The following is a 19,284-nucleotide window of genomic DNA, read 5'->3' on the forward strand; positions in this document are numbered from 1 at the left end:
TGGGTATAGGGCGCTATTCCAGCCCGAGGCTGTTGCGCAGAATAGTCAGGCGTTCATCATCCCCGTCACGGGCGGCCTGCTGAAGAGATTTGGTTGGTGCATGGATCAGGCGGTTGGTCAGTTTCCACGCCAGGTCCTGCATAATCGCATTCGCGTCGCCGCCCTGTTCAAGGGCTGCTAACGCTTTGGCAGTCAGGTCATCACGCACCTGCTCCGCCTGCCCGCGGTACTCGCGGATGGTCTCGCTGACGCTTTGCGCGCGCAGCCAGGCCATAAACTCACTGGTTTCCTGCTCGACGATGGTTTCCGCCTGAACCGCCGCCGCTTTACGCTGGGCAAGGTTGTGCGAAATGATGCTTTGCAGGTCATCCACGCTGTAGAGATAGGCGTTAGGCAGCTTGCCCACTTCCGGCTCCACATCGCGCGGGACGGCGATATCCACCAGCAGCATCGGCTGATTACGGCGGGACTTCAGCGCACGCTCCACCATCCCTTTTCCGATAATCGGCAGCGGGCTGGCGGTAGAACTGATGATAATGTCCGCCTCTTTCAGGCGTTCATCGATGTCGCTCAGGGCAACCACCTCTGCACCCACTTCATCCGCCAGCACCTGCGCGCGTTCGCGGGTGCGGTTAGCGATAATCATCTTTTTCACTTTATGCTCGCGCAGATGGCGCGCCACAAGTTCGATGGTTTCGCCCGCTCCCACCAGCATCACGGTGACGGTAGACAGGGATTCAAAGATTTGGCGTGCAAGGGTGCAGGCCGCGAAAGCAACAGAAACCGCACTGGCACCAATGTCGGTTTCGGTTCGCACACGCTTCGCCACGGAGAACGACTTCTGGAACATGCGCTCCAGCTCGCTGGCCTTCAGATGCCCTTTTTGCGAATCCGCAAACGCTTTTTTCACCTGACCCAGAATTTGCGGCTCGCCCAGCACCAGCGAATCCAGCCCGCTGGCGACGCGCATCAGATGGCTGACCGCATCGTTGTCCTGATGCCAGTACAGGCTGTTGCGCAGCTCGTCTTCATTGAGGTTGTGGTAGTCACATAGCCAGCGGATCAGCGCTTCGTGCAGGTTGTCCTGCTCTTCCACGCTTAAATACAGCTCGGTACGGTTGCACGTCGAGAGCACCACGCCACCCTGCACCATCGGCTGTGCAAGCAGGCTGTCCAGCGCCAGGTCAAGCGTATCCGGCGAAAACGTCACGCGTTCTCGCAGCGAAACCGGAGCCGTTTTGTGGTTGATGCCGAGTGCTAATAGGGTCATGTTGAGCGGGAGTAGTACCAGCGTTAATAAGGTTAGCAGAACGCATCATACAGGATGCGCGAGATCAATAAAAGGGACTGCCCCCTTTCGGAGTAATAGGTTACATAACCCTTTGAGATAATTTGAACGTAGACGGTCGCCCCCTTCGACGCTAGCATTAACAGTTATAACTGCAACGTATCTCAAGGATTTGTCCTCATTATGACACGACTGATTCGCCTGCTGCCGCTGGCAGCACTGGTTCTGACCGCCTGTACCGTCACCCAACCAAAAGGCCCGGGCAAAAGCCCTGATTCACCGCAGTGGCGTCAGCACCAGCAGGACGTCCGTAATTTGAACCAGTACCAGACCCGCGGCGCTTTCGCTTATCTCTCTGACGAACAAAAGGTTTATGCCCGCTTCTTCTGGCAGCAGACGGGGCAGGACAACTACCGCCTGCTGCTGCTGAACCCGCTGGGCAGCACCGAGCTGGAGCTTATCGCCAAACCGGGCGAAGCGCAGATCACCGATAACAAAGGCCAGCACTATACCGCGACCGATGCCGAAGAGATGATTGGCAAGCTGACCGGGATGCCAATCCCGCTCAACAGCCTGCGCCAGTGGATCCTTGGCCTGCCGGGCGAGGCAACTGACTACACCCTTGACGATCAGTACCGTCTGAGCCAGGTGAACTACACGCAGAACGGCAAAACCTGGAAAGTGGTGTACAGCGCCTATGACAGCAAGAGTAAACCGTCGCTGCCATCAAACATGGAACTGACCCAGGGCAGCCAGCGTATCAAGCTGAAAATGGACAACTGGATCGTTAAATGATGACCCACTGGCCCTCTCCGGCAAAGCTGAACCTGTTTTTATACATCACCGGCCAGCGTGCTGACGGTTATCACACCCTGCAGACGCTGTTTCAGTTTATTGACTATGGCGACACGATCTCCATTGAACTGCGCCAGGACGGGCAGATTTGCCTGCTAACGCCCGTCGAAGGCGTGGCGCATGAGGACAACCTGATCGTGCGCGCCGCGCGTCTGCTGATGAAAGCCGCGGCGGAATCGGGCCGTCTGCCCGCGGGAAGCGGTGCGGATATCCGTATCGAGAAACGCCTGCCGATGGGCGGCGGTCTGGGCGGCGGATCATCCAACGCCGCCACCGTGCTGGTTGCGCTGAACCACCTCTGGGGCTGCGGGCTGTCAAAGGACGAACTGGCAGCCCTGGGCTTGACGCTGGGGGCGGATGTCCCGGTGTTTGTGCGCGGTCATGCGGCCTTTGCTGAAGGCGTGGGTGAGATCCTCTCCCCGGCTGAACCGCCAGAGAAGTGGTATCTGGTTGCCCACCCTGGCGTGAGTATTCCGACGCCGGTCATCTTTAAAGATCCTGACCTGAAAAGGAATACCCCGGTTCGGTCAATAGAAACGTTATTAAATTGTGAATTCAGCAACGATTGCGAGGATATCGCAAGAAAACGTTTTCGCGAGGTTGATGCGGTGCTTTCCTGGCTGTTAGAATACGCGCCGTCGCGCCTGACTGGTACAGGGGCCTGTGTCTTTGCTGAATTTGACACCGAATCCGCCGCTCGTCAGGTGCTTGAGCAAGCGCCGGTTTGGCTGCATGGTTTTGTAGCGCGCGGGATGAACACCTCCCCCCTACAGCAGACCATTCTGGCGCAGACTGAGTTTCGGTGACAACGTCACCCTGTTCCAGACGTTGCATCGCGCTCTTTAATACACCGCCTGGATAGCCTTCGCCTGGCCCGCACAGTTTGCGGCGAGCGCTATCCACCACTGGACGCATGCCTGAGGTTCTTCTCGTGCCTGATATGAAGCTTTTTGCTGGTAACGCCACCCCGGAACTAGCACAACGTATTGCCAACCGCCTGTACACTTCCCTCGGCGACGCCGCCGTAGGTCGCTTTAGCGACGGCGAAGTCAGCGTACAAATTAACGAAAATGTACGCGGTGGTGATATTTTCATCATCCAGTCCACCTGTGCTCCAACAAACGACAACCTGATGGAATTGGTTGTTATGGTCGACGCCCTGCGTCGCGCTTCAGCAGGCCGTATCACTGCTGTAATCCCTTACTTCGGCTATGCCCGTCAGGACCGTCGCGTCCGTTCCGCACGTGTGCCAATCACCGCTAAAGTTGTCGCTGACTTCCTGTCCAGCGTCGGCGTTGACCGCGTACTGACCGTTGACCTGCACGCAGAGCAGATCCAGGGCTTCTTCGACGTCCCGGTTGATAACGTATTCGGCAGCCCAATACTGCTGGAAGACATGCTGCAGCTGAACCTGGATAACCCAATCGTGGTTTCTCCAGACATCGGCGGCGTGGTACGTGCCCGTGCTATCGCTAAGCTGCTGAACGATACCGACATGGCAATCATCGACAAACGCCGTCCGCGCGCAAACGTTTCTCAGGTGATGCACATCATCGGTGACGTTGCTGGCCGTGACTGCGTGCTGGTTGACGACATGATCGATACCGGCGGTACGCTGTGTAAAGCAGCTGAAGCGCTGAAAGAACGTGGTGCCAAGCGCGTGTTCGCTTACGCGACTCACCCGATCTTCTCCGGTAACGCGGTAAACAACCTGCGCAACTCCGTCATTGACGAAGTGGTGGTATGCGATACCATCCCACTGAGCGACGAGATCAAAGCACTGCCAAACGTGCGTACGTTGACCCTGTCCGGGATGCTGGCCGAAGCGATTCGTCGTATCAGCAACGAAGAATCCATCTCAGCAATGTTCGAACACTAATCGAACACGGCCGAAAAACCCGCTGCGGCGGGTTTTTTTGTCTCCGGGTTTTATTTGTATGATTAATGCCTCCTTCACCTGCCATTCACATGACAGATGATGCGCATACGGATGATAGATAATTGTGAAAAACGTAACCTCCTCACATGTTCTGCCCTTTCGCGCCCTCATCGACGCCTGCTGGAAAGAGAAGTACACCTCGTCACGCTTTGTACGTGACCTGATTGCCGGGATCACCGTCGGCATTATCGCCATCCCGCTGGCGATGGCGCTGGCAATTGGCAGCGGCGTTGCGCCGCAGTACGGTCTGTACACCTCGGCCGTTGCCGGGATCGTCATCGCCCTGACGGGCGGCTCGCGCTTCAGCGTCTCCGGCCCGACCGCCGCCTTCGTGGTGATCCTCTACCCGGTTTCGCAGCAGTTTGGTCTGGCAGGCCTGCTGGTCGCCACCCTGATGTCCGGCGTCTTTTTGATTTTGTTTGGTCTGGCACGCTTTGGTCGCCTGATTGAATATATTCCCCTTTCCGTGACGCTGGGGTTCACATCGGGGATTGGTATTACCATCGGAACCATGCAGATCAAAGATTTCCTCGGCCTGCAGATGCCCCACGTACCGGTACACTATCTGCAAAAAGTGGGGGCGCTGTTTATGGCGCTGCCGACGGCCAATCTGGGCGACGCCGCCATCGGGATTGTGACGCTGGGCACGCTGATCGTCTGGCCTCGCCTCGGTATTCGTCTGCCGGGCCATCTGCCCGCGCTGCTGCTGGGCTGCGCGGTAATGGCTATTGTCAATATGTTCGGTGGCCACGTCGCGACTATCGGCTCGCAGTTCCACTATGTTCTGGCGGACGGTTCACAGGGTAGCGGCATTCCGCAACTGCTACCGCAGCTGGTGCTGCCGTGGGACATGCCCGGCTCCAGCTTCACCCTAAGCTGGGACTCCCTGCGAGCCCTGCTTCCCGCCGCGTTCTCTATGGCGATGCTGGGGGCGATTGAATCCCTGCTCTGCGCCGTCGTTCTGGACGGCATGACCGGCACCAAACACAAAGCCAACAGCGAGCTGGTTGGTCAGGGATTAGGCAACCTCGTCGCTCCGTTCTTCGGCGGTATTACCGCAACGGCAGCCATCGCCCGCTCTGCTGCCAACGTGCGCGCGGGGGCAACCTCACCCGTTTCGGCGGTGATCCACTCCGTGCTGGTGATCCTCGCCCTGCTGATCCTCGCCCCGCTGCTCTCATGGCTACCGCTTTCCGCCATGGCCGCCCTGCTGCTGATGGTGGCCTGGAATATGAGCGAGGCGCACAAGGTGGTGAACCTGCTGCGTCGCGCGCCGAAAGACGACATCATCGTGATGCTGATCTGTATGTCGCTGACCGAGCTGTTCGATATGGTTATCGCCATCAGCGTCGGGATCGTGCTGGCTTCCCTGCTGTTTATGCGGCGTATCGCGCAGATGACGCGCCTTTCCCCGGTTAACGTCGAGGTGCCTGACGATGTGCTGGTGCTGCGCGTGATTGGCCCGCTGTTCTTCGCCGCGGCGGAAGGTTTGTTTAGCGATCTGGAGTCCCGCATCGCGGGCAAACGGGTTGTGGTGCTGAAATGGGATGCCGTACCGGTGCTGGATGCAGGCGGCCTGGATGCCTTCCAGCGCTTTGTGGCACGTCTGCCGGAAGGCTGCGAGCTGCGGGTGAGTAACCTGGAGTTTCAGCCGCTGCGCACCATGGCGCGCGCCGGCGTGCAGCCTATCCCTGGCCGACTCTCCTTCTACCCTAACCGTGAAGCCGCGTTAGCGGATCTGTGAGTGACCTGATGCAGAGAAACGTCTCTGCATCATCACCCCGATCGCCTGCTGGAGCCATGCAATCACGGCAGGCGTCATCCAGGTTCCTTTCATCAGGTGCGGCTCCTGCTGCATGGCAGCGCGAAACTTTTGCTGAGTTTCCGGGTTGGTGCCCGCGTAAGACTGGAACAATGCCAGCCAGTTTTCAGCCAGCTTTTGCGCCTCCTCCGAAGCGGGATCGATATTATCCCGCTGCGCCTGATGCAGTTTCGCCACCAGCGGCGGCCACTCCATCATGCGGTCAAAGTAGTGTGCCCGGGTAAAGGCCATCTCTTCGGCAGTGAGATACTTCTCCCATATGCTGAGCTTAGACTCAGCAAACGCGCGCGTGATGTAATCCGTCATCTCTGGCGTGATACCGGTCTGCACCTGCATCTGCGGTTCAACGCTGTGCATCTCGTTCAGCCGGGTGAGAAACTCCGGCTTGCCCGCCGTGTCCTGCTCAAGGCGCTCCATCCAGCGCGTCGCCAGATCCATCGCCCGAGCGTCCGTAGCGGGGATATGTTGCTCCAGTAGCGCACTGGCCTCTGCAACCAGCCCCGACCAAATAGCCGCCAGCGCATCCTTCTGCACCGCAAACGGCAGCTGCTGTAACTCTTCTTTGCTAAACCAGCGATCGTACATATTCATTAACTCCAGAGTCTGTAGCCAGGATTCCAGATCCGGCGTCGCATCGTCGATAAGCCCGGTTCGCAGCTCCACCAGCCGGTCGCGCAGCGTATGTATGCTGCGCAGCTGTTTATCCAGCAGCGTGATTTGCGCATCGAGTAACTCGGTTAACGACAGCGACTCCTGTTCCAGGAAATCCCTGATTTCAGCAAGTTCCAGCCCCGCTTTTGCCAGCGCCTGGATCATATGCAGACGCTGGACATCCGCCAGGTTGTAAAGCCGGTAACCTGCCGCGCTTCTGGCAGAAGGCAGCAACAACCCTGTTTGCTCATAGTGGTGCAATGTCCGCACGGTGATCCCGGCGCGTTTCGCCAGCTCACCCACCTGAATCAACATAACTGCTCCTTTTTCTTTGCCAGTGGCGCCACTCTGGAGCCTTACGTTACGTGAGGGTCAACCCTTGATGCAAAAAAAACGACTCCCGCGGGAGCCGTTTCGGCGTTCTTTTTCAGGCACTAGCTGTGCTTATGCTGATCGCGACGACATCGTTTATCGTAGTGGCGCACCCACCAGTATTTATCGCAGACTTCCTCATGGCCGCTCACGCGCGCCCCGGCGAGCCACAATACCGCACCAACGAAGATGCTCAATATCGCGCCGTGCGCGAAGTATTGCGGGAGGTTAATCTGAGGTAACTGGTTTAAAATGGAATAACCCACGCCGCCAACCATCACGAACAGCCCCAATCCCATCAGTACGTTACCGAGTAACGAAGCGTTTTTGCGTTTCATGTGTCACCTCCGGAACTTTGGGTTGTCAGGGGAAAAGCCCCTAATCCTTGTGTGTAAAGTATAGACAACGCCCTTTTTATGAGTTGCGTGAATGATCACAATTACAGATAACTCCCAAACAAAAGTTTACAAATAACACTTTGAACAGCTTGAAATTCTAATTGTTCAAATCAGAAATTATTCGTATTTCGCTGAGAAGATCGCAGAATTTTGTCAAGCGGCGCGCCAGACAGTAAACTACGCGCCAGATCTGGAACCCATTAGGAATTAAATCGTGACGATTAAACTGATTGTCGGCCTCGCCAACCCGGGCGCAGAATACGCGGCCACCCGCCACAACGCCGGGGCTTGGTACGTCGATCTGCTGGCCGAGCGGTTACGTGCTCCCCTGCGTGAAGAACCTAAATTCTTCGGGTATACCTCGCGTATCAACCTTGCTGGCGCGGATGTACGCTTACTGGTGCCCACCACCTTTATGAACCTGAGCGGTAAAGCGGTGGCGGCGATGGCGACGTTTTATCGCATCAATCCGGATGAAATTCTGGTCGCCCACGATGAGCTGGATCTCCCGCCCGGCGTGGCAAAATTCAAACTGGGCGGCGGGCACGGCGGCCACAACGGTCTTAAAGACATCATCAGCAAGCTGGGCAATAACCCGAATTTCCACCGTTTGCGCGTAGGAATCGGCCATCCGGGCGATAAAAACAAAGTTGTCGGTTTCGTACTCGGTAAGCCCCCGGTTTCTGAGCAGAAACTGATTGACGAGGCGGTAGACGAAGCGGCGCGCTGCACCGAAATCTGGCTGAAAGATGGGTTAACCAAAGCGACAAACCGCTTGCACGCTTTCAAAGCGCAATAATCCGCCCGATTCGGCTTTTTTACCGCGCGTCATGCGGGTTACGTGTATAATAGGCGTAGTTATTTACTTTTCATCAGTCGGTTATCGTTAACGGATTGATTATCAAGATATTAAGGTGATTTAGAAATGGGATTCAAATGCGGTATCGTCGGTCTGCCAAACGTGGGCAAATCCACCCTGTTTAACGCGCTTACCAAAGCGGGTATCGAAGCGGCGAACTTCCCGTTCTGTACCATCGAACCTAACACCGGCGTTGTGCCAATGCCGGACCCGCGTCTGGACCAGCTCGCGGAAATCGTTAAGCCGCAGCGCATTCTGCCAACCACCATGGAATTCGTGGACATCGCGGGCCTGGTAAAAGGCGCATCCAAAGGTGAAGGCCTGGGTAACCAGTTCCTGACCAACATTCGTGAAACCGAAGCGATCGGCCACGTTGTGCGCTGCTTCGAGAACGACAACATCATCCACGTAAACAACAAAGTGGATCCGGCTGACGACATCGAGGTCATCAACACCGAGCTGGCGCTCTCTGACCTCGACACCTGCGAACGCGCGATTCACCGCGTGCAGAAGAAAGCCAAAGGCGGCGACAAGGACGCGAAAGCGGAACTGGCTGCGCTGGAAAAATGCCTGCCACAGCTGGAAAACGCGGGCATGCTGCGCGCGCTGAAAAACCTGACTGAAGAAGACAAGGCGGCAATCAAATACCTGAGCTTCCTGACCCTGAAGCCAACCATGTACATCGCCAACGTTAACGAAGACGGTTTTGAAAACAACCCGTACCTGGACAAAGTGCGTGAAATCGCAGCGGCTGAAGGTTCTGTGGTTGTGGCGGTTTGCGCTGCCGTGGAATCCGATATCGCCGAGCTGGACGACGCCGACCGTGAAGAGTTCATGGCCGAGCTGGGTCTGGAAGAGCCGGGCCTGAACCGCGTAATTCGCGCAGGCTATGAGCTGCTGAACCTGCAGACCTACTTCACCGCTGGCGTGAAAGAAGTGCGTGCGTGGACGATCCCTGTGGGTGCGACTGCACCTCAGGCGGCCGGTAAGATCCACACCGACTTCGAGAAAGGCTTTATTCGTGCGCAGACTATCGCGTTTGAAGACTTTATCACCTACAAGGGTGAGCAAGGCGCGAAAGAAGCAGGCAAGATGCGTGCGGAAGGGAAAGATTACATCGTTAAAGATGGCGATGTGATGAACTTCCTGTTTAACGTTTGATTTGTTTTGAATGAAAAAAATCCACGCTTTGGCGTGGATTTTTTTATTGCGGGGTTAAAACACATTTTCCAGGAGTTCTGTTTTCATGCTGGGTTCAAAGGGAATGATTTCAACAGTCGCAAGCTTTAACGCCTGAAAAGGATCCTCGCGTAAGCGCTCTTCAAGAGAGGTAAGACTCTCGCACTTAGCGAGAATGACACCGCCATTTCTTGGGATCCGTCTACCGGACGCCAGGAAAATCCCCTCTGCATACCCCTTTTTTAGCCACTCAGCATGAGCAGGTATCACTGCATCGATTTCATCAAGTGGTTTTATATAGGTCAAAATGACAATGTAAACCGTGCTCATCCTTTGCCTCTCAGTTAGGTTTTATGCCTTTTGTTGGAACTGCTTATGCAGCTCCTCTTTTGTCCCCCGGTATTGTTATAACGTTTATGTGTATTTTAATCTTAATAAGCGGGTCCGGATTGGGACAACACGTTATGCATCATAGGAAAAAACCAATCATGCCAGCCGTTTTTTACCGCATAGCTACAGACAATGACGACTTCCCTTGGAAGAGTGAATGTTAAGCAATAAAAAAAGACCCTTTGGGAGGTGCAGACAAATATACTTTTTCACAGATTGCATGGAAATTTATCAAAACGGCTGGTAACGGCTTTTGTTCATTTAATAGAAGGACTAATTAACGTGTTGAATCTAACATTACATAGTATAAAAATGATATGCCGAAAGTATATTTTTATCCTTTAGCGATCACAACGCTCCTATAATCTGTTTCATTTTTTATCCAGAACATTTCATCTTGAGGTAACGATCCATCACTGCAGAAATCAACAAGTTCGCCGAACCAACCATCAGGAACATATTTGTGGTAATGCATACTCTCAACATATTCAGAATATAGTCGCTTACTTTCAAAGTCTATAAATAAATCCGGCATTAGATCATAAATATCCCACCAGGTTGTTTTTTCTGAAAGCCTATTGTAAAACGCCTCAGCTATATCATCCTTATCGTATAAATAACCATCTTTAATTAAGTTACCAATGAATATCTGTGCGTTTTTTTCATTTACTACTGGTATGTCATATCTTTCCTTATGGATATCCTGTAGGTTTATTTCTACCCCGTTTTTCACAAAATCGTCTATCCATTTAACTCTGTCCAAAACCCACATTTCTTTAAAGGCAACGAACCAATAAAATCTTCCTTCGTTCTTTACTATTACAAGGAGTTCATCATCTTTATTAACGTTCATATAGTAACCTATTTTACATTCCCCGAACCAGGAATCGCTACTTCTTCAAGCCATTCTGCCCATATTGATGGTAATTCATACGATCTACCTGGCGTTGTCGGATCGACACGCTTAGGAGCTAACCCACCTTGATTTAACGGATTGCAAGATGCGTGCGGAATGGAAAGATTACATCGTTAAAGATGGCGATGTGATAAACTTTTTGTTTAACGTTTGATTTGTTCTGAATGAAAAAATCCACACTTTGGCGTGGATTTTTTTCGCGTAATCTATCAATAGATTACTAGTTTGCCCGCTGGCCAGGAACCTGACAATACACAGGGCATATGCTCAGACTTATAAACATTAGTTAATCCGTCAAAAAAGAATGACTCTTATAATAGAGTATTATACGCATCTTCAAGCAAGTAATTCACAAGGTCCCATTTTAAGTTCTCAGTCATTGAACCTTTCCCAAGCTCCGGGTATGTTATTTTTGGGATAATAACATTCTCCACAGCTTTCTTAGCTTCTTTGACCAAAAATTTCCAGCATTGAAATTTGTTAGTCTCTTTTTTGCGAGATAGCCCGTTATTTCATTACCTGCCCCCAGGGTGGCGATCTCACATTAATAACTATTCATTCCTTTTACAAATAAGCTAAGGGACTGAGCTTGGATAACACCAATGAGTGTCGTTGCAATACCAAGATTAACAAACCAATTAATATTATTTAACATATACATTGCTACTTGGAATATTTTTATGTTTTAACCGAATTTATTTTACCTCGAATCCTAGATATCTTCACACCCACAAGCACCATGCTGTTTTATAATAAAATCCTATGGTTTGTGCCACAGAGTTTTATTAAAAATATGAATAGCAAAATAATAGCAATTGAATTGAATAAATCGATTAAATTCTTAAGTATTCTTTAAGAAAGATCCTCTTCTGCTACTAATCCGTTAACAAAGTTAGCAAATGAATTTGTCAGATATCTTTGAAGATTTGTGTGATCCTCTTGCATAGTCAAATCCTCATCAAAAGAATCTGTAGCAAAATATACAATTGAGTAATTATCTAAATCCAGGCAGAAGAAATTCCCTCCCCAATCATTTGCGAAAGGAAGCAGATTTTTAGGAATCACTTCCCTATCCACCATGCTGATATAGCAACCGTCAATTAAAGATCCAGGGGCATTATTTGTCTGACTATTATAAACAAACGGCTTAAACGCAGCCACCTCTATTGGCTCAAAATCTTCATCACCGTCCCACCAACTTTTCTCTGGAGTGCCACCATTAAATTGCAGATAATGTGAAACGAAATCATCCGGAAGAGTAATAGATAATTTCTCTTCCGTTTTAGCAATATCTGCACGTCCGATCTTTTTTTCACAGTTAATGATATTATTCATGAGTATGTTGCTTAATGATTATTCTTCGTATGCACTTATGTGGAACACGCTTATTCTAGCTGTCTAAGTAATGTAAAACAGCGAGGGCTTCACGTTCTTTTGCCTAAATAAAATTCCAGATATTTTTTAGGCCTATGCTTAAACGCACGCTCTTTGCCGTAGTTATAAGCATCGTTGAAATGTTTATACGCTTCATCGAATTGATTCAACTCGTAACAGACCATGCCGAGGTCGATTGATGGTGCAGTGTCTATATTCGATCCACGTGTGCGCAACGTCGTCTCTCCCCATTTCTTCGCCTCATCGTAATCCTCAAGATCAAAGTAAGCGCTGTACATGCACGCAGCGATCCAGTTAGCAGATTCCGATTCAAACTTTGGCTCAGGAAGAGCTTGCCAGGCTTTTTGGTATTGCTCTAAAGCTTCGGCGTATTTTTGGTTGCCGTGTAACTCGTTTCCTTGTTCAATTGTATTTGTTATAGATATTTGCATACTAAAGCCCTTACCCATTTAAATAAAAAAATCTTTTTTCAAACAACAACCAAATATAATAAAATGCCTTGCTAAATTTTGATTGCAGATTATAAAGTTATTACATTGCAATCAATCATCTTATTGCAAATATTTTTTAGTATTAATGCCTCTATAACATTCCAATCACCTCCACCGAGGCCTGCCCCTATCCTTGGCATTTGTATTGAAAGGCGGTGCACTAAAGCAAAGTCAGATAATTTTTCAAGACAAACATCTAAGGATTGATAACATACGTATTGATTTTTGTCATTGATATTTTTCTTTATACCATCCTGCGCATACATATTAGCAACAAATATTTGCTCTTGATCATCAACTTTGACAAAATCAACCATACCTAATTCTGGGATGTTATTTTCTTTAAAGCTACTGAGGTAGTGTTTCTTTGCAGCAGGGTATTTATTTGAAAGAGACAGAACAAAACCTTTACCCCATTTCCCTTTATTATTCACAATATGAGCAATAACTGTGGATTTTTTCAAAGGTTCCACAGCATCTCCTGATAAGTAATTTATTCTCTTTTTTTCTTGCAATGAAATTGTTGATTTTTCCCAGATGGTTTCAAATTCATCATTCAAAATTTCTTCAGCTTCACTTAAGTCCAGATCGCTTTTTTTACCATCATACAGCAGAAAACCAACTTTATCGTTTTTATCTAGCAAAGAGGAAGAAGCATAATAATCGCCATTTATAATATTTATTTGTCGTGTGGCCACCTCTCCTATAAATTCATTAAGAATAACCCCTTCACCTGAAATAAAATCAACGTTTCCTTTGTAATATTTTTTTACCTCAACCACAACTCCTCCCACTTTTAACAATTCTTTTAGATACATCGAGATCTTTTGTGTTTAAGATCAAGAATGTGTTTTTCCGGGGTTCAATTACATCTAGGCCAGTAACATCTATTTCGACAAAATGACTTATACCTTTTAACTTTCTCGCATCACCATATATATCAGCTGCTAATTGGCCGAGAGACATTTTTCCACTTCCTCCAACATCTTTGAGTGTTCGTCCGCCAATCATTTCAGGTCTGATATTAGTGAAGTATTGTCCATCCCCGAAGCGAGCATGTATATCTCCTGATGAAGGTCTAATTACACCACTTTCCGTGATGCCTTTCATGCCTTCTTCAGTCGTATAGTGAATCAATGTTTTAGGAGTTAACCCCCACGGATCCACCCACCCCAGCGCATTCGGCGCATACTGGTAAAGGTTTATCCCCCCTGCCAGCCCTATCGGGTCCTGCTGCGTAAACCGCCCGCAGTCCGGGTCGTAATACCGGAACAGATTGTAGTGCAGCCCTGTCTCACGGTCCAGGTATTGCCCCTGCATGCGCAGGTTCTGAGAATATCCTGATACCTGCGTCTCGCTTTCCCGCAGCAGCTTGCCCCAGGCGCTGTTCACCCCTTCCCAGCGCACCTGCCCTTCGATATCCGTCATCCGCTCCGGCGTGCCGTTGGGCTGGCAGTGGAACCAGAAAATCTCCGGCGCTTCCACGCCGTCAATACGTGCCAGCGGGTCGTAACTGTCCTGATCGCTGTAGACGTAGGTGAGCGGCACATCCCCGTGCACCTCCTGCAGCAGGCGGAACCCTTCCCAGACAAACCGGGTTGTGACCGGCTTGCCGGTTGGCTGTCCGCCCAGCATCTGGCGTCGCGTTTTGCTGATGCGTCGCCCGAGCGGATCGTAGCGGAAGCTTACCTGCGTCTGCGGTTTGTTGCGGTCCCGCGGCTGGCTGATAACCTCCGTCAGGCGATGTTCACCGTCGTAGCAGTAGTGCCAGCGGGTCTGGCCGTTATCTTTTTCCACGGTGCGGCCGTGGATGTCATAGCGCCAGCGAATGCCGTTCAGCTGCGTCAGGCGGTTGTGCGTGACCTTCTCAGCAGCCCCTTCCAGCGGGTTACCGGCAGCGTCCCAGCGCCACTGCTCCTGTCCGGGCAGCGTGCCGTCCTGAACGAGCAGACGCCCGGCGCTGTCGTACTGCCAGCGGTACCAGCTGAACGGATTATCGTCCCGCTCTTCCCGCACCAGGTTATTGCGGTAGTCGTAATCCCAGCGGCGGGACCAGCGGCGCGGCGACGGGCGCTGCGCATTGCCGGTAAAGACGTCCCGGCGATGCAGTCGGCCGAGGCGGTCGTACTCGCTGCGGGTGGTCAGCAGCCCCTGGGTGCGGCTGGTCTCACGGTGGAGTTCGTCGCGGGTAAAATCAGAGACCGACAGCTTATCGAGAGCAATGCTCAACAGATGCCCGCTGCCGTAGTAGAACTGCTTCAGCTCGCGGCCATCGGGCAAAGTAATCGAGGTGCGGTTGCCCAGCGCGTCATACTCCCACGCCAGCTCGCCGTGCTCGCCCGCCTCGCGCGTGACGCGACCGAGCGCGTCATAGTCAAAGGCGAGCTCCTGCTCTGCCTCGGTGGTCCACGCGTCGGCTGCAAGCGCAGGATGCAGCCCAATCCGGCTTAACAGTCCGGCCGGAGTGTAGTGGTAGCGGGTCTGCCCTTCCGGCGTAGTGCGGGCGACCAGCTGGCCGCTCGCGCTCCAGGCGAAGGCGTGGGTGATGGCCTCAGGATGACCGGCGGCAAACGTGCGCGCTATCGTGCGCCCGCAGGCGTCGTAGCGATACTGCGAGGCTACGCCATCAAGCCCCACCTCTTCCAGCAGCAGCGAGTCCGCGCCCCAGCGGAACTGATACGCTTCGCCGTTTTCGTTTTCCAGGGCAATGAGACGCCCGCGGCTGTCCCAGCGGCGACGGACCTCTTCACCCTGGGTATTACGCGTCGCGGTTAAGCGCCCTGCCTCATCGTATCTGAACTCACTCTCTTTACCGTCGGCACCCGCATGCTTCACCGGCAGACCACGTTCGTTCCATTTGAGCGATTCCGTCCAGCCTTCCGGGCGATCGAGCTGCACCGGACGCCCTGCGGCGTCGTAGCGATATCGCGTCTCTTCCCCGTCAGCGCTAATTTCAGCCACCAGCCAGCCCAGCGGGTGATAGCGGTAGCGGGTAATACGCCCGGAACAGTCCGTCGAACGAACTATCTGCCCGGCCTCGTTGTACTCCTGGTAGCGGCTGTTTCCTGCGGCATCGACCTCTTCAACGACCTGGCCGAACTCGTCCCGGCGCAGCTGCGTGGTCTGCCCCATCGGGTCCACCACGCGCTTAAGCCCGTGATGTTCGTCGTACCAGAACCGGGTGGCGCTGCCGTCGGCTTCGATAATGGCCGCAGGAAGCGCGCGGTGCTCCAGCCAGGTGGTAGTGCGCGTATTGCCGTCGGCGTCGATCTCCTGAACCCGGTTGCCCATCTCGTCGTAGACGAAGGTAACGGCATTGCCGAGCGGATCGATGCGGCGCGTCAGAAGCTCGTTCTCATCCCACTCGTAGCGCCAGTTTTCACCGCGCTCGTCAACGTAGCGGACGATCAGATTCTGCGCGTTCCAGTAGTGGCGGCGCGTCTGGCCGTCGTAGTGCTCGACGGTCGTCAGCCCGGCGGCTAAATCGTAGCTAAAGCGGCACCCGTCGCCGGTGCTGGTGCGGTTTTCCACCACGCGCCAGTGGTCGAATTTTTTCCAGCGGTATTCGCTCTCCAGACCGCCCGGCATCCGGTGCCAGACCATCAGCCCGTGCTCGTTATAGCGGTATTCACGCGTCACCACGCCGGAGACATCCGTCGCGTTCGCCAACTGGCCGCGCGCGTCGTAGCCCCACTGCATCAGCGGCCAGGTTTGGCTACCGTCGAAATGGCTGGCAGCGGTAACGCGCTGCGGGAAACGTTCATCTTCATAGCGCAGGGTGACGTCTATCGCCCGCGGCTCGTCGTGAAGGCCTACCAGCCTGCCGTGCTCGTCCCACTCCGTCAGCAGCGCGTTGCCGTATTCATCGCTGAGGGAGGCCAGACGCAGGATAGATGGATTCGCCCGGGTCTGTTTATACAGACGCCATACCGCACCGTCATCGTCGGCAATCGCCACGTCGCCGTTCTCATTGCGGCGGATGATAATGCCTTCGCTGATGCTGTAAAACGCGCGGTCGACAGGCGGCAGCTCGAAGCTCAGCTCGCGCCCGGTTTCGTCGAACCAGGTGGCGTTGTTGTCCTCCAGCGTGAGATAGCTGTCAAAGGTCGTTGCCCAGCCCAGGCCGAACAGCCCTTCGCGGGTGGTCAGGCTGTTGTAGCTGCGCTGCCAGCGAAGCGGGAAGCGCCCCGGCAGCGAGAAGTCGAGCTCGTCGTCGTCATTCAGCACCTTCACGCCGGTGGCGGCGTGAACCGGGTGCGAGGAGCCAAACACGGCATTCACTGCCATATCGGCCAGCATCCCGCCGCCGGCCGCCGCCAGCGCGCAGGGCATGTTTTTCAGGATCTTGCCCGGTCGCCCGCGCAGCAGGGAGAGCGCAATCATCCCCAGCGCCAGCCCCGGCGTTTTACCGCTTTTGATATCGCGAACCGTGAGCGTGTCCCCGCCGATGATCACGTTCGGGGAGACGTCGTCAGAAATGGTGCCTTCGCAGGTGGTGCGATCTTTCGCGCGCACCGCGGGCTGTCCGTTTATGAAGACGCTTTTAGAGCCTTCCGCCAGATACTGCGGCCCGGAGTGCTTTTCGCACGCCACCTTGTCTTCTTCCAGCGGCGAGGTTCCCGCGGCGGCAGAGGCCACGCTCGGCTGCCACATTTCGCTGCCAAACTGGCCAGCGGCGGAAAGCAGCATGCCCGCGTAATCGGCAAAGCTGCCCGGCGACTGCGGCTCAGGAGACGGCGTATCGGCGGGCGTCAGCGTTCCTGCCGCCCGCGCGGCGGGGATTGCGTTGGTCAGCACGTTACTGGAACCGGTGGTGATTTTACCCGCAGGCGACGGCGGGAAAAGCGCATTGCCTAATCCTTCCGCGGCGTTACTGATATCGTCGGTAATACCCGCCACGTTCGCCAGCACGCCACCGATAATCCCGCTTAACAGACAGCTGGATCCAATTGCCGCCACGCCCGCTGCGGCTGCCCCCGCCCCCAGCAATGGCGCCGCTACGGTTGCTGCTGCGCCTACCGCCGCGCCGATCACCGCATAGGCGGCACCTTCCGCCACAATGCTGGTGATGTCAGCAAAAATGCTGGAGTGAATAATCTCGTCGCCCTTACGGGCCGCGTTGTTATCGCTCATGCCTTACACATTCCGGTTGTCGTTTAGCGTCAGACTCTGCTTAAGCGCGCTCCAGCGCACCTCATCCTCTTCGGTGAATGCCCTGAGTGCCGAGAGGGTAAAAATCATCAATACCGGTTTGCCCGGCGTCTGCACGGCCAGCTGTTTTTGCCACAGGCGCTGCCCGTTACGGTCAAACGTCGTCTCAACTTCCAGCCCGTTAATTTTTCCGTCAGGCCCGGCCTTTACGTTCCGGAATTCGCTCTGGGCAATTTCACCCATCTGAGGACGCAGCACATCCCACTGGCGGTGGAACTCTTGTTCATAGTCGCTGCCATCGGGGATAACGCCGCGGCTGACCACCACGGACAGCCCGCTTTCGTCATCGCGAATAATGTTCATGCTGTTATCCTGCCAGGCAGCAGGAAAAAGGGAAAACGAACCTTCCTGGAGGGTGTATTTCATAAGTGAACTCGGGATGATTAATATTGTGAGAAACAAAAAGGCCAATCCATGCTGGCCCTTTGGCTGGCTGTTTTATTATTTACGCCATTGACCTGACTGTTCGACTAAAACCTGGCTGCCTTTGCTGACAACCAATTTCGCGGGTGCATACGTCACGGTATAAACGATCTCGCCATTCTTGTACGTTGAGCCGATTATTTTACCTGCGGAGTCGTGCAGCGTTTTTCCCCTTAAGGAGATCGTACTGTTATCACTTTTGCGCACGCCGAGATAAACCATCTGGTCACATTCGCTATCAAAATGGCCACACCTGTTTATCAGCGAAATAACGAACTTTTCGGTATCCAGTTTTCTGGTTTCAGCGCTATGAATCGATGCAGCCTTACGTAACGTATAACGCAGCGGAGCATAATAATTTCCTTTCAGAGGAGGTGTAACTAAGCGCCATTCCATTTCACTCCCCTTTATTTCAAGAACAGCCCGTCCGCCTACGCCGCCAAACGATGAGTTGAACTCAACGCTGGCGCGATTGCCAGCGATAGTACCGCTAAGATTACGCTCATGATCTTCCGGGCAATCTATGCGGTTTCCTTTTTGGGAGATATAGCAATAAGACCCGGTGATACGGTTGCCTGATTCAGCTAACCGCAGGGTTAACGTCGAGTCGTTCCCGAATTCGCCAGCCCAGTCCCCGTCAAACGCGAGGCCTGACTGGCTGTTCGTTGCAAAATGCATCGCATTGAATCTGGCGGCCCATCGCTGAATATCGGCATTAATAACCGGGCTATTTTCTGAAGACTGGTAATGAATAACGTCCGACTCCGGAACCACCCAGGCCGCAAAGATTTTGCCGTCAGGATTGATGACCAGCGCTGACGCGTTCTCCAGGTAGAGATCCTTTAGCCAGCCTTCAACAAACAATCCGCCACCTGCGGTGGTATGCGGTTCACCGAAGACATCAAAGTTATCAATAAAGATCTGGTAATGATTTCCCAGCAACGTCCTGAGACTGTCTGTTACTTCTCTGTCGTTAACGATGCGGCTAACCGTTTCGAGCTTATTGTATTGCGATAATTCAAGCGCCGATGACGCTTCAACGACGCCAGCCAATAAAGCCGTGCACAATACGGCTGCCAGATATTTTTTGGTCAT

Annotated in this window: 17 protein-coding genes; 6 read left to right on the forward strand and 11 right to left on the reverse strand. The window is 53.2% G+C overall.

Annotation, left to right across the window (positions count from 1 at the left end; genetic code table 11):
- Positions 1-13: 13 nt before the first annotated feature.
- Positions 14-1,270 (reverse strand): glutamyl-tRNA reductase, encoded by a 1,257-nt coding sequence (gene hemA, locus DFO52_RS03180; RefSeq protein WP_023335999.1) that lies wholly within the window; start codon positions 1,268-1,270, stop codon positions 14-16.
- A 201-nt stretch (positions 1,271-1,471) separates the two neighbouring features.
- Between hemA and lolB the strand changes: the two genes are divergently transcribed.
- The 4 genes from lolB (at position 1,472) to dauA (ending at position 5,826) form a co-directional block, all read left to right on the forward strand.
- Positions 1,472-2,083: a lipoprotein insertase outer membrane protein LolB gene (lolB, locus tag DFO52_RS03185; protein WP_023312128.1), complete on the forward strand. Its 612-nt coding sequence runs from the start codon at positions 1,472-1,474 to the stop codon at positions 2,081-2,083.
- The gene (ispE, locus tag DFO52_RS03190) at positions 2,080-2,949 is read left to right on the forward strand and encodes a 4-(cytidine 5'-diphospho)-2-C-methyl-D-erythritol kinase (RefSeq protein WP_029741606.1); all 870 of its coding nucleotides are present in this window, start codon (positions 2,080-2,082) and stop codon (positions 2,947-2,949) included. The genes lolB and ispE overlap by 4 nt, the downstream gene beginning before the upstream one ends.
- A 125-nt stretch (positions 2,950-3,074) precedes the next feature.
- The gene (prs, locus tag DFO52_RS03195; RefSeq protein ID WP_003856663.1) at positions 3,075-4,022 is read left to right on the forward strand and encodes a ribose-phosphate diphosphokinase; all 948 of its coding nucleotides are present in this window, start codon (positions 3,075-3,077) and stop codon (positions 4,020-4,022) included.
- A 124-nt stretch (positions 4,023-4,146) separates the two neighbouring features.
- On the forward strand, positions 4,147-5,826 hold the full coding sequence (gene dauA, locus DFO52_RS03200; protein ID WP_133549288.1) for a C4-dicarboxylic acid transporter DauA: 1,680 nt from the start codon (positions 4,147-4,149) through the stop codon (positions 5,824-5,826).
- On the opposite strand, the gene DFO52_RS03205 is transcribed toward dauA, so the two are convergent.
- Together DFO52_RS03205 and ychH are read right to left on the reverse strand one after the other, a co-directional pair.
- The gene (locus tag DFO52_RS03205; RefSeq protein WP_133549290.1) at positions 5,812-6,870 is read right to left on the reverse strand and encodes a MerR family transcriptional regulator; all 1,059 of its coding nucleotides are present in this window, start codon (positions 6,868-6,870) and stop codon (positions 5,812-5,814) included. The genes dauA and DFO52_RS03205 overlap by 15 nt on opposite strands.
- 119 nt (positions 6,871-6,989) lie before the next feature.
- Positions 6,990-7,265: a stress-induced protein YchH gene (gene ychH / locus DFO52_RS03210; protein WP_029741609.1), complete on the reverse strand. Its 276-nt coding sequence runs from the start codon at positions 7,263-7,265 to the stop codon at positions 6,990-6,992.
- 274 nt (positions 7,266-7,539) lie between these two features.
- Between ychH and pth the strand changes: the two genes are divergently transcribed.
- The gene (pth, locus tag DFO52_RS03215) at positions 7,540-8,124 is read left to right on the forward strand and encodes an aminoacyl-tRNA hydrolase (protein WP_023336005.1); all 585 of its coding nucleotides are present in this window, start codon (positions 7,540-7,542) and stop codon (positions 8,122-8,124) included.
- A 126-nt stretch (positions 8,125-8,250) separates the two neighbouring features.
- The gene (gene ychF / locus DFO52_RS03220; RefSeq protein ID WP_023312134.1) at positions 8,251-9,345 is read left to right on the forward strand and encodes a redox-regulated ATPase YchF; all 1,095 of its coding nucleotides are present in this window, start codon (positions 8,251-8,253) and stop codon (positions 9,343-9,345) included.
- 54 nt (positions 9,346-9,399) lie between these two features.
- Here the strand turns inward: ychF and DFO52_RS03225 are convergent, their stop codons facing one another.
- The 8 genes from DFO52_RS03225 to DFO52_RS03270 form a co-directional block, all read right to left on the reverse strand.
- Entirely contained in the window at positions 9,400-9,693 is a 294-nt protein-coding gene (locus DFO52_RS03225; protein ID WP_133549292.1) for a YciI family protein, read from the reverse strand.
- 394 nt (positions 9,694-10,087) lie between these two features.
- Entirely contained in the window at positions 10,088-10,606 is a 519-nt protein-coding gene (locus DFO52_RS03230; RefSeq protein ID WP_039263596.1) for a hypothetical protein, read from the reverse strand.
- A gap of 915 nt (positions 10,607-11,521) precedes the next feature.
- The gene (locus DFO52_RS03245; RefSeq protein ID WP_133549294.1) at positions 11,522-12,004 is read right to left on the reverse strand and encodes an SMI1/KNR4 family protein; all 483 of its coding nucleotides are present in this window, start codon (positions 12,002-12,004) and stop codon (positions 11,522-11,524) included.
- Positions 12,005-12,093: 89 nt separating this feature from the next.
- Positions 12,094-12,495 carry a hypothetical protein gene (locus tag DFO52_RS03250; protein WP_230598708.1) on the reverse strand — a complete coding sequence of 134 codons (402 nt, stop codon included), beginning with the start codon at positions 12,493-12,495 and terminating at the stop codon, positions 12,094-12,096.
- Positions 12,496-12,584: 89 nt separating this feature from the next.
- Entirely contained in the window at positions 12,585-13,373 is a 789-nt protein-coding gene (locus DFO52_RS03255; RefSeq protein WP_047647498.1) for a macro domain-containing protein, read from the reverse strand.
- Positions 13,330-17,688, reverse strand: coding sequence for an RHS repeat-associated core domain-containing protein (locus tag DFO52_RS03260; RefSeq protein ID WP_133549296.1), 4,359 nt, complete (start codon positions 17,686-17,688; stop codon positions 13,330-13,332). The genes DFO52_RS03255 and DFO52_RS03260 overlap by 44 nt, the downstream gene beginning before the upstream one ends.
- A 3-nt stretch (positions 17,689-17,691) precedes the next feature.
- Positions 17,692-18,132: a DcrB-related protein gene (locus DFO52_RS03265; protein ID WP_023330599.1), complete on the reverse strand. Its 441-nt coding sequence runs from the start codon at positions 18,130-18,132 to the stop codon at positions 17,692-17,694.
- A 75-nt stretch (positions 18,133-18,207) separates the two neighbouring features.
- Positions 18,208-19,284 carry a hypothetical protein gene (locus DFO52_RS03270; RefSeq protein WP_133549298.1) on the reverse strand — a complete coding sequence of 359 codons (1,077 nt, stop codon included), beginning with the start codon at positions 19,282-19,284 and terminating at the stop codon, positions 18,208-18,210.

It is taken from the genome of Enterobacter sp. AG326 (assembly GCF_004362415.1).
Classification (GTDB): domain Bacteria; phylum Pseudomonadota; class Gammaproteobacteria; order Enterobacterales; family Enterobacteriaceae; genus Enterobacter; species Enterobacter asburiae.